Consider the following 12729-nt stretch of genomic DNA (forward strand, 5'->3'; position numbering starts at 1 on the left):
GTCTCGCCATGTCGCCGTCCGCCCCGCTCAAACTGATTGCGTTGGATGCCGATGACCTCGCGGTGATCTCTGCCCATGTGCAGGATGCCCGCGTCCAGGCCTGCGATATCGTCTGGCGCCAGAGTGAGAAGCGACTGGTGGTCGGCATGAACCGGCTCGACTGGGAGCAAACGCTGTGCGGCGGCACCTGTTCGCGGCGGCTGATCGCCGCATTGCGCTTCGACCGGGTGCTGGCCTGCAAGTCACGGAACATCGACCTGGAGGCTCCGGAGGAGATGCTGGAACTGCTCGGGATCGAGTTCTGCGCCACGGACCCGCCCGGCGGCTGCGCGCTCCTGATGTTCGGCCACGGTGCGGCGCTGCGGCTGGATGTCGAATGTCTGGAATGCGAGCTGACCGATCTGGGCACGGATCATCTGGGCGCTGCCTTGTGATCCGTCGTGCCTCGCGTAGGCCGGGACCCATTACCCGAAATGCCGATTGTTGCGGGACCCCGGGGCCGCTTCTCGCCCTGACAACCGGCCTTGGTGGTTATGGGTCCCGGCTTTCGCAGGGACGACGGCGGATTGTGTATTTTCCAAGGGTTGACGGCCATTATCCGCCGCGCCATTGAGCAGGGACCCGAGTCCCCGTCTCAAGAAAGCCGCCATGCCCGTTCGCCTGGACCGACAGAGCGCCGATTTCGACCAGCGTTTCCGCGATTTCCTGGCGGCCAAGCGCGAGGTATCCGCCGATGTCGAGCGCGCCACCCGCGCCATCGTCGACGACGTCGCGTCCCGCGGCGATGCGGCGCTGCTCGATGCGACCAGGAAATTCGACCGGCTCGACCTCGACGCCTCCGGTCTGCGGGTGACCGCCGCCGAGATCGATGCCGCGGTCAAGGCTTGCGATGCCGGGACCGTCGACGCTCTGACATTCGCCCGCGACCGGATCGAAGTGTTCCACCGGCGCCAGATGCCGAAGGACGAGCGCTTCACCGATGCCGCCGGCGTCGAGCTCGGCTGGCGCTGGAGCGCGGTCGATGCGGTCGGGCTCTACGTGCCCGGCGGCACTGCCGCCTATCCGTCCTCGGTGCTGATGAACGCGGTGCCGGCCAAGGTCGCCGGCGTGCCGCGGGTGGTGATGGTGGTGCCGGCACCGGACGGCAAGCTCAACCCGCTGGTGCTGGCAGCCGCCCATCTCGGCGGCGTGTCGGAGATCTACCGCGTCGGCGGCGCCCAGGCGGTGGCGGCGCTGGCTTATGGCACCGCGACGATCGCCCCCGTCGCCAAGATCGTGGGCCCAGGCAACGCCTATGTAGCCGCGGCAAAACGCCTGGTGTTCGGCAAGGTCGGCATCGACATGATTGCCGGCCCCTCCGAAGTCCTGGTGATTGGCGACGCGACCTCCAATGCGGACTGGATCGCGGCCGATCTGCTGGCGCAGGCCGAGCACGACGTCAGCGCGCAGTCGATCCTGATCACGGACTCGGCGCGGCTCGCCGCCGATGTCGAGCGTGCGGTCGAGGCCCAGCTTGCGACCTTGCCGCGGGCGGAGATCGCGCGAACCTCGTGGAACGATTTTGGCGCGGTGATCCAGGTCGCGAAGCTCGAGGATGCGGTCGAGCTGGCGAATGCGATCGCCGCCGAGCACCTGGAGATCATGACGGCGGACGCCGAAGGCCTGTCGAAGCAGGTCCGCAATGCCGGCGCGATTTTCCTTGGCGCCCATACGCCGGAGGCGATCGGCGACTATGTCGGCGGCTCCAACCACGTGCTGCCGACCGCACGCTCGGCGCGGTTCTCTTCGGGCCTCGGGGTGCTTGACTTCATGAAGCGAACCTCGATCCTGAAGTGCGGGCCGGATCAGCTCCGTGCGCTCGGGCCCGCCGCGATGACGCTCGGCCAGGCCGAGGGTCTCGATGCCCATTCACGTTCCGTCGGATTGCGCCTCAACCTCTCATGACCAAGTCACCCGCCGACGAGGATTCCAACCATCGCATCGTCGCGGTGACGCTCGACGAGGAATCGATCGGCCGTTCCGGGCCAGATATCGAGCATGAGCGTGCGATCGCGATCTACGATCTGGTCGAGCAGAACCTGTTCGCGCCGGAGGGCGCGGAGGCTGGCCCCTACACCTTGCATATCGCCATCACCGGTAACCGGCTGATGTTCGACATAAGGAAAGAAGACGGCGCGCCGGTTGTGGCGCACCTGCTGTCGCTGACGCCGTTCCGCCGCGTCGTGAAGGACTACTTCATGATCTGCGACAGCTACTACCAGGCGATCCGCACCGCGACGCCGGACAAGATCGAGGCCATCGACATGGGCCGCCGCGGCATTCATGACGAGGGTTCGCGCACGCTGCAGGAGCGTCTCAAGGGCAAGGTGCGTGTCGATTTCGAGACTGCGCGGCGGCTGTTTACCCTGATTACCGTCCTGCACTGGAAAGGTGAAGGCGCCGGATGATGTGCGTCACTCCGTGCACCGGGGTATCGCCCCCGCCGAAAAAAGCCTGATCCATGGATGCGCCGCGCGCGCGCAATCCGCAGGCCGTGCTGTTCGCATGCGGGCACAACGCCGTGCGCTCGCCGATGGCGGAAAGCCTGCTGCAGCAGATGTTTCCGAACGGTCTCTATGTGCGCTCTGCCGGCGTGAAGAAGGGCGAGCTCGACCCGTTCGTGGTCGCCGTGATGGCCGAGCTCGGCCAGGACATTTCCACCCACAAGCCGAAGACCTTCGAGGAACTCGAAGACTGGGAAGGGCTGAACTTCGACCTGATCATCACGCTGTCGCCGGAAGCCCACCACAAGGCGCTCGACCTCACCCGCACGGTGGCGGCCGATGTCGAATACTGGCCGACCCCGGATCCGACCGGCACCAGCGGCAATCGCGAGCAGGTGCTCGGCGCCTATCGCGAAGTCTGCGACGGCCTGTTGCTGCGCATCCGCCGCCGCTTTGCCAGGGTCCCGGCGGCGAACGGGTAGGGGAGACGCGCGGAGCCTGCCGGATTTTGCCCTTGTCGCCAGACTGACAAACAGCTGTGCTTATGGGGCCTTGTCTCCATCGGGGAGCGCGATTCGCAGCCGGTTCCAAGGTTGTGCAACCATGCCCCATCCGATAGGTTCCGCGCGCGTTCGTCCCCCTCGAGTCCCAGCCAAAAACCCGCATGCTAGGCCGTCCCAAATTCGTTCTTGCTTCCGGTTCGCCGCGGCGGCTGGCGCTGCTCAACCAGGCCGGCATCGAGCCCGACGCGCTGCGCCCGGCCGATGTCGACGAGACCCCGAAGCGGGGCGAGCTGCCACGCGCCTGCGCCAACCGCCTGGCGCGCGCGAAGGCGGACGCGGCGCTGAAATCCGTCCAGCTCGACGACGATCTGCGCGGCTCCTTCATCATCTCCGCCGACACCGTGGTCGCGGTCGGCCGCCGCATCCTGCCCAAGGCCAATCTGGTCGACGAGGCCGCGCAGTGCCTCAGGCTGCTGTCCGGCCGCAATCACCGCGTCTACACCGCGATCTGCGTGGTGACGCCGCGCGAGGCGTACCGCCAGCGCCTGGTGGAGACCCGCGTGCGCTTCAAGCGGCTCAGCGAGGACGACATCCAGGCCTATATCGGCTCCGGCGAATGGCGCGGCAAAGCCGGCGGCTATGCCGTGCAGGGCATTGCCGGATCCTTCGTGGTCAAGATGGTCGGCTCCTACACCAACGTGGTCGGCCTGCCGCTCTACGAGACCGTGACCCTGCTCGGCGGCGAAGGTTTTCCGATCCGCCACGGCTGGCTCAATGCCGTCGCGGTGTAAGCGGCACGCGGGAGCGGACCTCCGCACAGGCCGGAGCGAGGAACTTTGCGGCCACCGTGCCCTTGCCCGTTTGGTGTAAGCTTCGCGCGACCATGACCGATCAAGCCCAAAACCGCCCGACCTCGCGAGCCTGCCCGATCTGCGGCAAGCCCGCCGAACAATCCTTCCGCCCGTTCTGTTCCCCGCGTTGCCGCGACGTCGATCTCAACCGCTGGCTGACCGGCGCCTATGTCGTCCCCGGCCGTGAGGACGACGAGGAGGATCCGGAATAACGCTTTCGGGCCAACAAGTTGGGGAAATTACAGCTGGCGCGCCTGCCGCGCCGAAGCCCTCGGCGAAGGCGGGTGGACACAGCCCTCCGACCTCTCTATAAACCGCCCGCTCGGCTCACGCCTTTTCGGCCCGGCCAGTATGCCCAGGTAGCTCAGTTGGTAGAGCATGCGACTGAAAATCGCAGTGTCGGTGGTTCGATCCCGCCCCTGGGCACCATTCCCTCACCACAGCCTTGATTGAGCCGCTGCCCCCGTAGCTCGGTTCAAGGATCAGCGCTTACGCGGACGCCAGCAGCCGTCCCGCCAGGGCCGCACCGATCAGTGCCATCACCGCCATCCCAAGCGCCCAGATCACGAACAGCTGGTGGCCGATCAATGCGCCGCTGACCAGCGGCGCGCTGATATTGGCCCCCGACATCAGCGACTGGTTGAGGCCCATGATCATGCCCTGGCGGTTGATCGCGCTGCTGCGCGACAGCTCGGCCGTCAACGTGCTGCGCGCGAACATCGTGCCGACGATGATCAGCGTCAGGAACACGGCGAGCAGGCTGATCCGGCCTGCGATCGCAAGCCCGGCCGAGCCGAGCGCGATGCCGGTGAACGCCGCCACCACGATGCCGCGGTCAGAGGCGACGCGATTGGCGCGCGTGATCAGCAGGCCCTGCACGATCATGTTGATGAAGCCGGCATAGGCGAACATCCAGCCGAGCTCGCGCGCGCCGAATGGATGGCCGTCCCAGCTGAACCGCGCCGACAGGAACAGGCCGATCTGCGACAGGAACATCGAGTTGACGAAGAAGAACACGATCAGCAGGCCGAGCAGGCGCCACGCATAGCGCATGCCGAGAATGGTGCGCATCAGCGTCGGCTCCGGCACCCGCTGCTGGTAGAGCGGCTCGAAGGCGGGGTGATCCGGCGACAGCAGCACGATGGTGGCAAGGATGCTGATCAGGGACAGGCCGGCCGCAGCCCACACCGGCGCGGTGTCGCCGTAATGAACGAGAAGGCCCGACAGCGCCGGGCCGACCAGCAGTCCGGTGCCGATGGCGCCGCTGGTCATGCCGAGCGCCTGCTTGCGGGTCTCGGGCGCGCTGTGCTCGGCCGCATAGGCGTGGGCCACGGAGATGTTGCCCGACGTCAGGCCGTCGATGATGCGGGCGAGGAACACCAGCGTCAGATTGCCCGCCATCGCCAGCAGCACGAATCCGACGAAGGTTCCGATCTGGCTGACGACCAGCACCTTCCGGCGGCCATAGCGGTCGGAGAGGATGCCGACCACCGGGCCGGCAACCAGCTGGCACACCGCATAGACCGAGATCAGCGCGCCGATCAGGAACGGTGAGGCGCCGAGCCGCTGCGAGTAGAACGGCAGCAAAGGCAGGATGATGCCCATTCCGGTGGCATCCACCGCCACGACGACGAAAGTCGGGATCAGCGCCAGGCTGCCGTCGCCCGCATGTTCGTCGCGTATCTCTGCCGTCGAGCGCGCGTCCATCTGCGCTGTCCTCGTTCGCTTCTTCGTGATCGCCTCTCCGGGTCAATATAGTTGCAGCCTAATAGTTTGTGTCCTATCTAATTTGCATGCCTCCCACCCGGGCCCATATCCACGCCGAGATCGGCCGCCTGATCACCAGGCTCGGCCGGATCTGGCGCCGCGAGGCCGACCAGGCGCTGTCCGATCACGGCCTGTCCTACGCCACCGCGATTCCGCTGCTGCTGCTGTCACGACAGGGCGAGAATGTCCGGCAGGGCGTGCTGGCCGACGAATTGGGGATCGAGGGACCCTCGCTGGTGCGGCTGGTCGATCTGCTCCAGGCCGAAGGCCTGGTCGAGCGCCGCGAGGATCCGAGCGACCGGCGCGCCAAGACCCTGCATGTCACGACGACCGGCAAGTCCAAGGTCGAGGAAATCAACCGGGTGCTGCGCCGGGTGCGCGCCAATCTGCTCAGGGATGTCGGCGGCGAAGAACTTGCTGTAACCTTCAAGACGCTCCAGCGCATCGAGCAGCGGGCCGACCGCCTGCATGACGCGAAGGTTGTTGCAGAGGCGAAGTAGCGATGCGCGCGCAAGAGCCGTTCCTGGTACGCCACGCGGACCTGATCTTTGCCTTGAAGACGTTCGCCGCGTCGATACTGGCGCTCGTCTTCGCGATGGCGATCGATCTGCCGCGGCCCTACTGGGCGATGGCGACGGTCTATATCGCGTCCCAGCCGCTGGCCGGCGCGACCAGCTCGAAGGCCTTCTTCCGCCTCGTCGGCACGTGGGTCGGCGCGATCATGACCGTCGCCATGGTGCCGAACCTGGTCGATGCGCCGGAGCTGCTGTGCCTTGCGATCGCGCTCTGGGTCGGGCTCTGCCTCTATCTGTCGCTGCTCGACGGCACGCCACGCAGCTACGTCTTCATGCTGGCCGGATATACCGTGGCGCTGATCGGCTTTCCGTCGGTGTCCGCGCCGGGCAGCATCTTCGATATCGCGCTGGCGCGGGTCGAGGAAATCTCGCTCGGCATCATCTGTGCGAGCCTGGTGTCGACGGTGGCGTTTCCGCGCAGCGTCGGGCCGGCCGTCCGCGGCCGCGTCAGGAAGTGGCTCACGGATGCGCGCGGTCTGTCCCGCGATGTGCTGCTGCAGAGCGGAACGGAGAAGGCGCGCCGGGCCCAGCGCCTGCGTCTTGCGACCGATATCGTCGAGATCGATACGCTCTCGACCCATCTCGGCTATGACCGGCTGGCCGACGCCGGCGCCGTGCGCGGCCTCTCCGAGATCCGGCTGCGCATGCTGATGCTGCTGCCGGTGATGACGTCGATCGAGGATCGGCTCGCCGCGCTCGGCGAGGCGACGCTGCAAAAGCGGCCGGAGCTGCGGCGCCTGCTTGGCGAGATCGCCGAATGGATCGTGGACGAGGATCGCATCCGGCAATCCGGCGACCTGATCCGCGCCGCGATCGCCGAGCGGCACTCGGCGCTCGACGGCTTCGCTGCGCGCGAGCGCATCATCACCATCAGTTTGCTGCTGCGCTTGCGCGACCTCGTCGACATCTCGGCCGACTGCCGCGCGATTGGCGATGCGATCGCCGCGGGCAGGGATATCTCCACCGTCGCGCTGGCGTTCCATCCGGAGTCCGGGGCAGCGCCGGTGCGCCACCGCGATCACGGCATGGCGCTGTGGTCGGCCGCAGGCGCCGTGGTCGCCATCCTGATCTGCTGCGCGCTGTGGATCGCGACCGGCTGGGCGGACGGCGCCTCGGCGCCGATGATGGCGGCGGTCGCCTGCTCCTTCTTCGCCGCGCAGGACGAGCCGGCGCGCGGCATCCGGGCGTTCGGTCTGTTCTCGCTGGTCGCGATCGTCGTCGTTGCAATCTATCAGTTCGCGCTGGTGCCCGGCATCTCCCATATCGAGGTCCTGATCGCCGCGCTGGCGCCGACCTTCCTGCTCTACGGCTTTCTGATCGCACGGCCGGCGACCCAACCGATCGGCTCGGCGCTCGCCGTCAACACCGCGACCCTGCTTGCGCTGCAATCGACCTACAGCGCGGATTTTGCCGGCTTTGCCAATTCTTCCGTCGCCTTCTTCCTCGGCATCGTCATCGCCGAGATCGTGACGCGGGTCGCGCGCGGCGTCGGCGCCGAATGGATCGCCAGGCGCCTGATGCAATCGAGCTGGCAGGAGCTCGCGGTCGCCGCCGAGCGCCGTGGCCGCGGCGATCGCGCTCAGTTTGCCGGGCTGATGCTGCATCGGCTCGGACTGCTGGTGCAGCGCATCGCCTTCATCTCCGAAAGCGACCGCCGCGATGCCGACAGCCTGACCCAGCTTCGCGTCGGGCTCAACATCATCGACCTCAGGCGCGCCCGCTACGGCCTTGCCGCATCGACCGTGATTGCCATCGATGCCATGCTGGACGATCTCGCGGCGGCGTTTCGCGCCCATAGCGACCGGGCAATGCCGGTCGCGTTGCTGTCGCGCATCGACGCGGCGGTGGCCGCGGCAGTCAAGGATCCCAACGAGCGCGCGCGGGACGACGCACTGCTCGGCCTCGTCGGCATCCGCCGCGGCCTGTTTCCAGATGCACCGGCGTACCAGTCGCGGCCGGAGGAGAGCTTTGCAGCATGAGGTTTGAGCTCGACATCTACGGTGTCCTCGTCCCGGCGCTGCTGCTGTGGCTGATCGTGGCCTATGCGCTGAGCGTGGTCGTGACAAGGATCATGCAGCGCTTCGGCCTCTACCGGCTGGTCTGGCACCGCGCATTGTTCAATTTCGCCCTCTATGTCTGCCTGCTGGGCGTCGTCGTCTATCTCTCGGAGTTTCTGCCATGAAGGGGACTTTGGCCTGGCTTGGCCGCGTTGCCGTGACACTCGTCGCAATCGTCGCGGCGCTCGCCGTCGCGCGCGGGCTTTGGATCTACTACATGGAGTCGCCATGGACGCGCGACGGCCGGGTCCGTGCCGACGTGATCCAGGTCGCGCCCGACGTGTCCGGCTTCGTCACCGACGTGCTGGTCAAGGACAACCAGAAGGTCCATCGCGGCGATGTCCTGTTCCGCATCGATCGCGCACGCTTCGCGCTGGCGCTGCAAACTGCCGACGCGGCGGTCGCCGGTCACAAGGCGACGCTGGATCAGGCCAATTCCGACCTGAAGCGCTACAGTTCGCTGACCACGGATGCGGTGTCGCAGCAGAAGCAGGAACAGATCCTGGCGACGCAGCTCCAGGCCAAGGCGGCCTATGACCAGGCCGTTGCCGATCGCGCGGTGGCCCAGCTCAACCTCGATCGCAGCGAGGTGCACGCGTCGGTGAACGGCACCATCACCAACATGGATCTGCGCCCCGGCGCCTACGTCACCGCGGGCAAGGGCGTGATGGCCCTGGTTGACACCGATACGCTGCATGTGGAGGGCTATTTCGAGGAAACCAAGCTGGCGCGCATCCATGTCGGCGACAAGGCGGAGGTCCGCCTGATGGGCGAGCCGGTCCGGCTTACCGGCCATGTCGAGAGCATCGCGGCCGGTATCGAGGATCGCGATCGCGGCGAAGGCGCCAGTCTCCTCGCCAACGTCAATCCGACCTTCAGCTGGGTGCGCCTCGCACAGCGCGTGCCGGTGCGCATCGCACTCGACCCGGTGCCCGACAACGTCGCTCTGGTGGCCGGCCGTTCCGCCACCGTCGAGGTGCTGAAATAACCGGGCAAAGGGCGCGACCCGTCAGGACCACGCGCGGGAACCTCGCAGACACCAGATCGTTTGAATCGCGGACCGTTGGATTCTCCAGCCACCGTTCCGCGCCGGCCAGCAATCCGCGCCCGAAGGACGCCTCACTATGGCCAAGAGGTTCAAGATCGGCGATCATGTCGGCTGGAATTCCGAGGCCGGCCGTGTCTCGGGGACCATCATCGCCGTGCACACCAGCGATTTCGACTACAAGGGGCATACGCACCGTGCCTCGGAGGCCGATCCGCAATATGAGATCAGGAGCGACAAGACCGACCATGTCGCGGCCCACAAGGGCAGCGCCCTTCACCTCGTTTAGCGAACGCGGTGCGTGACGCTTCCGTTCTTCACCATCGGCCACTCCAACCGAGGCCTCGAGGATTTCGTCGCGCTTCTGGCCGGACCGGCGATCGAGCGCGTCGTCGACATCAGAACGGTGCCGAAGTCGAGAGCCAACCCGCAGTTCAACAAGGACACGCTTCCCGACGCGCTGGCGGCATTCGGTGTCTCGTATGAGCACATGGCCGATCTCGGCGGCCTGCGCGGCAAGGCGCGGAGCCTGCCCGCTTCCGTCAACGCCTTCTGGACCAATGAGAGCTTTCACAACTACGCCGATTACGCATTGTCGGCGCAGTTTCACGCCGGGCTAAGGCACCTGCGCGAGGAAGGGCACGCGCGTCGCTGCGCGATCATGTGTTCGGAAGCGGTGTGGTGGCGCTGCCATCGCCGCATCGTCGCCGATTACCTGATCGCGTCCGGGGAAACTGTCGTCCACATCATGGGGCCTGGGCGCCTGGAGTCCGCCCGTCTGACCGAAGGTGCCGTCGTTCAGGACGATGGCACAGTGCTCTATCCGGACGCCGGTACGTTGGGTTCATGACGGTGCGTGGCCGCCACGCGGCGGCCCGCCTCACTCCACGCTCCGTCTCCAGTAGCCCGTGCCGAGCTTGCCGGTGATCACGGCAATGGTGTCGTGGACTTCGTAGGATCCGCCGTCTCTGTAGTCTCCCGGCAGCCCCTTGAGCGCGTGCAGCGCCCAGTGGCCATTCGCGAAGGTGACCGTGCCCTCATGCGGTCGCGCGGAGCCGCCTTCGGCGTGGAACCTGTAGGTGCCGTCGCCCATGATCTGCCAGATCCAGCGTGACTGGCGATGGCCGCTCGGCACCATGATCTCCCAGGTGCCGACCAGTGCCGGGTCGATGGCGGCGACAACAGGCGCGACCGGTACGGGCATCGCATTGGCCTGCGCCGCGTTCGCTTCGCCGGCCGGCGGCAGGCCCGCAAGATAGATCGCCTTGCGCGACAGCGAGCCGTAGACGAACGGCTGCTGCTCGTTCCGTGTCGCCTCCATCACGTCGTCGCGGACGTTGCGGAACATGAATGTGACCTCGACACCCGGCGTTGCGATGTTGCGCAGCAGGGCCGCGGTGAACGGGCTGTTGCGGCCGTCGCCGTCGAGCGCGGTGGTGCCGTCGCGCGCGGCGTAGGCGACCAGCACGTTGCCGACCGGCTCGATCCGGCCGAGGCCACTGGTCGGCGCCGCGCGCGTTGCGAGCGCGCGGTTCATCTTCGCAGCGAACGGATTGTTGCGGCAGGCATCGAGGATGACGAGGCCGAGGCTCGTGGTCGAGGAGACCTGCAGCATCACGCTCTGCAGGCTGACGGCCTCGTTCGCCGCATCGGTATCGCGCTTAAGTTCGGCATCGACCGGGATCAGCCAGTTCTCGCCGTTGATCTCCATGCCGTGGCCGGCGAAATACACCGCGGCCATGCCGGCGCCGGCGGCATCGCGGCCGAGCGCGATCAGGCTGCGGCGCATCTCGTCGAAGGTGCCGTTGGCGATGAAGGTTACGGCAAAGCCGAGGCGCTTCAGCGCCGCGGCGACGTCGGCGGCGTCATTGGGCGGATTGGGCAGCGCCGGCACGCTTCTGTAGGCGCCGTTACCGATCACCAGCGCGACCCGCTTCCCGTCGGCTGCGGCCGATGCGGAGCCGGCAAGCGTCGCGACGACGGCCAATCCCGAAACAAACTCGCGGCGGTTCATGCTGTGCCCGATCGGACGTGACGGGCATATGGTACAGCAGCCGGCGCGAACCAGCCATGGAAATGGGGGTGTGTCAGGCCACCGCCCGCTTCGCCGTCGGCGCCCAGACGTTCGGAGGCGCCGGCTCCGCTGGCAGCAGCCTGGTGCCCGGGACGCCCGCGATCGTCATCGTGATCTCGTGGATATCCTGCATCGAGCGGCTCATCGAGAAGCGCGGATAGAGTTCGTTGAAGGTCGCCGCGTTTGCCAGCCGGGCGGCTACGGGATCGGCCAGCAGTGCCTCGACCGCGGCGGCGACGCTGGCCGTGCCTTGCTGGCCGAACGTGTAGGGGGCGAGGTGCGGCATGTGCGTCGTCGAGAAGCTGTTGGCGTCGAACACCGGCACGGTGCCGGCGCTGAGTGCAAAGAACACGCGGTCGTGCACCGACTGATCGACATTGGGATTGAGCGAGACGGCCCCGAGGTAGCTGCCGAGACCCTCGCGCATCGCGTCGAACGTCATCGCGCCGAGCTTGCGCGCCTGCCGTCCGGTGCAGTCGAGGTGCTCCCAGCCGCCGCCGATGATATCGACGGGGTAGTCGGCGAGCGCGGCGCCGACCTCGCAGGTGCGTACCGCGCGCGTGTAGTTGTCGAGCCGCGTGAGGATCGCGTTGAACACGTCGCCGCCCGGCGTCAGGTAGACCAGATGCTCGGCGGCAACCGTGCGGATGATCTCGGGAAACGTGCTGCAGAACTTGCCCTGCGCTTCAGCGATCGCGTCGAACAGGATGGCGAACAGCTTCGGCGGCAGCGTCTTGCGGTAGGTGCGTTCCAGTTCCGCCGGATTCCAGCCCGACTTGGCGAACACCAGCCGGCCGTTGCGCTTGTCGGGCGGCATGCCGCCAAAGAAGCCGGGATCGGGAATGCCCATATGGGTCGCGAACACGGCGCCGGTTCGCAAATGGTCGCGGTTGAACGCGGCATGGTCCGGAAACACGTAGCCGTGCACGGCATAGCGGCTCTGGAGCGTATGCCGCCGCGCAAAATAGCAGGGGTGATCGCAGAACCAGGTGAAGACGGGGATCTGTGCCACGTCCCACAGCAACTGGCCGTCCTTGGTGTGGATTTCGAGCCCGATGCCGGAGAAGCCGATCGCCATCGTCTCGGCCTTCCGCGGCAACAGGGCGTTGATCCGGGCGCCAAAATCGGGGGCCAGAAGATCGACCATCTGCACCTCGTGCCCGAGCCGGTCGAACTCGGCGGCGGCCATCGCCAGGATGCCGCGGAGCGAATCGTAGGTCGTGTGGCTTGAGTAGAGGACGCAGATCACGGACATATGGAAAAACCTCGCCGCTTGTTGCTGTTGGTTCGCGCGCGGGCAATATCCGCGCATGCTGTTCGTTGAACGGGCGAGGTCGCCGTTCCGGGCACGAAATTATCCGTCGCTTAACCAAA

15 protein-coding genes and 1 tRNA gene are annotated in these 12729 nt (G+C 66.8%); 13 read left to right on the plus strand and 3 right to left on the minus strand.

All coding sequences use genetic code 11. The features are described 5' to 3' along the window. Window positions 1–8 precede the first annotated feature (8 nt). The 7 genes from JQ586_RS07460 to JQ586_RS07490 all read left to right on the plus strand — a co-directional run bounded on the left by JQ586_RS07460 (window position 9) and on the right by JQ586_RS07490 (window position 4266). Window positions 9–434: a DUF2948 family protein gene (locus tag JQ586_RS07460; protein WP_212393887.1), complete on the plus strand. Its 426-nt coding sequence runs from the start codon at window positions 9–11 to the stop codon at window positions 432–434. 214 nt (window positions 435–648) lie between these two features. Next, window positions 649–1944 (plus strand): histidinol dehydrogenase, encoded by a 1296-nt coding sequence (hisD, locus tag JQ586_RS07465; RefSeq protein WP_212393888.1) that lies wholly within the window; start codon window positions 649–651, stop codon window positions 1942–1944. Further along, window positions 1941–2447, plus strand: a complete 507-nt coding sequence (locus tag JQ586_RS07470; RefSeq protein ID WP_212393889.1) for a UPF0262 family protein — start codon at window positions 1941–1943, stop codon at window positions 2445–2447. Before hisD ends, JQ586_RS07470 begins: the two co-directional genes overlap by 4 nt. Window positions 2448–2500: 53 nt before the next feature. Then, window positions 2501–2965: a low molecular weight phosphatase family protein gene (locus tag JQ586_RS07475; protein ID WP_212393890.1), complete on the plus strand. Its 465-nt coding sequence runs from the start codon at window positions 2501–2503 to the stop codon at window positions 2963–2965. 182 nt (window positions 2966–3147) lie between these two features. Beyond that, window positions 3148–3777 (plus strand): Maf-like protein, encoded by a 630-nt coding sequence (locus JQ586_RS07480; RefSeq protein ID WP_212393891.1) that lies wholly within the window; start codon window positions 3148–3150, stop codon window positions 3775–3777. A 92-nt stretch (window positions 3778–3869) separates the two neighbouring features. Beyond that, the gene (yacG, locus tag JQ586_RS07485) at window positions 3870–4049 is read left to right on the plus strand and encodes a DNA gyrase inhibitor YacG (RefSeq protein WP_212393892.1); all 180 of its coding nucleotides are present in this window, start codon (window positions 3870–3872) and stop codon (window positions 4047–4049) included. Between the two features lie 141 nt (window positions 4050–4190). Continuing rightward, a tRNA-Phe gene (locus tag JQ586_RS07490) sits at window positions 4191–4266 on the plus strand. 60 nt (window positions 4267–4326) lie between these two features. Here the strand turns inward: JQ586_RS07490 and JQ586_RS07495 are convergent. After that, window positions 4327–5544: an MFS transporter gene (locus JQ586_RS07495; RefSeq protein ID WP_212393893.1), complete on the minus strand. Its 1218-nt coding sequence runs from the start codon at window positions 5542–5544 to the stop codon at window positions 4327–4329. An 86-nt stretch (window positions 5545–5630) separates the two neighbouring features. On the opposite strand from JQ586_RS07495, the gene JQ586_RS07500 reads away from it, so the two are divergent. From JQ586_RS07500 to JQ586_RS07525, 6 genes are all read left to right on the plus strand, one after another. Then, the gene (locus JQ586_RS07500; RefSeq protein ID WP_212393894.1) at window positions 5631–6104 is read left to right on the plus strand and encodes a MarR family winged helix-turn-helix transcriptional regulator; all 474 of its coding nucleotides are present in this window, start codon (window positions 5631–5633) and stop codon (window positions 6102–6104) included. Between the two features lie 2 nt (window positions 6105–6106). Then, window positions 6107–8158, plus strand: coding sequence for an FUSC family protein (locus JQ586_RS07505; protein ID WP_212393895.1), 2052 nt, complete (start codon window positions 6107–6109; stop codon window positions 8156–8158). Next, window positions 8155–8361: a DUF1656 domain-containing protein gene (locus tag JQ586_RS07510; RefSeq protein WP_212393896.1), complete on the plus strand. Its 207-nt coding sequence runs from the start codon at window positions 8155–8157 to the stop codon at window positions 8359–8361. The genes JQ586_RS07505 and JQ586_RS07510 overlap by 4 nt, the downstream gene beginning before the upstream one ends. Further along, window positions 8358–9224, plus strand: coding sequence for an HlyD family secretion protein (locus tag JQ586_RS07515; protein WP_212393897.1), 867 nt, complete (start codon window positions 8358–8360; stop codon window positions 9222–9224). Before JQ586_RS07510 ends, JQ586_RS07515 begins: the two co-directional genes overlap by 4 nt. A 136-nt stretch (window positions 9225–9360) precedes the next feature. Next, window positions 9361–9570: a DUF2945 domain-containing protein gene (locus JQ586_RS07520; protein WP_212393898.1), complete on the plus strand. Its 210-nt coding sequence runs from the start codon at window positions 9361–9363 to the stop codon at window positions 9568–9570. 12 nt (window positions 9571–9582) lie between these two features. Then, a complete protein-coding gene (locus tag JQ586_RS07525) occupies window positions 9583–10131 on the plus strand; it encodes a DUF488 family protein (protein ID WP_212393899.1) in 549 nt (182 codons plus the stop codon). Between the two features lie 30 nt (window positions 10132–10161). Here JQ586_RS07525 and JQ586_RS07530 read toward each other — a convergent pair whose 3' ends face one another. Together JQ586_RS07530 and JQ586_RS07535 are read right to left on the minus strand one after the other, a co-directional pair. Beyond that, the gene (locus JQ586_RS07530) at window positions 10162–11295 is read right to left on the minus strand and encodes a caspase family protein (protein WP_212393900.1); all 1134 of its coding nucleotides are present in this window, start codon (window positions 11293–11295) and stop codon (window positions 10162–10164) included. Window positions 11296–11368: 73 nt separating this feature from the next. After that, complete coding sequence (locus tag JQ586_RS07535) at window positions 11369–12610, minus strand: hypothetical protein (protein ID WP_212393901.1); 1242 nt, start codon at window positions 12608–12610, stop codon at window positions 11369–11371. Window positions 12611–12729 lie beyond the last annotated feature (119 nt).

This window comes from Bradyrhizobium jicamae (genome assembly GCF_018130215.1).
Classification (GTDB): Bacteria; Pseudomonadota; Alphaproteobacteria; order Rhizobiales; family Xanthobacteraceae; genus Bradyrhizobium; species Bradyrhizobium jicamae_A.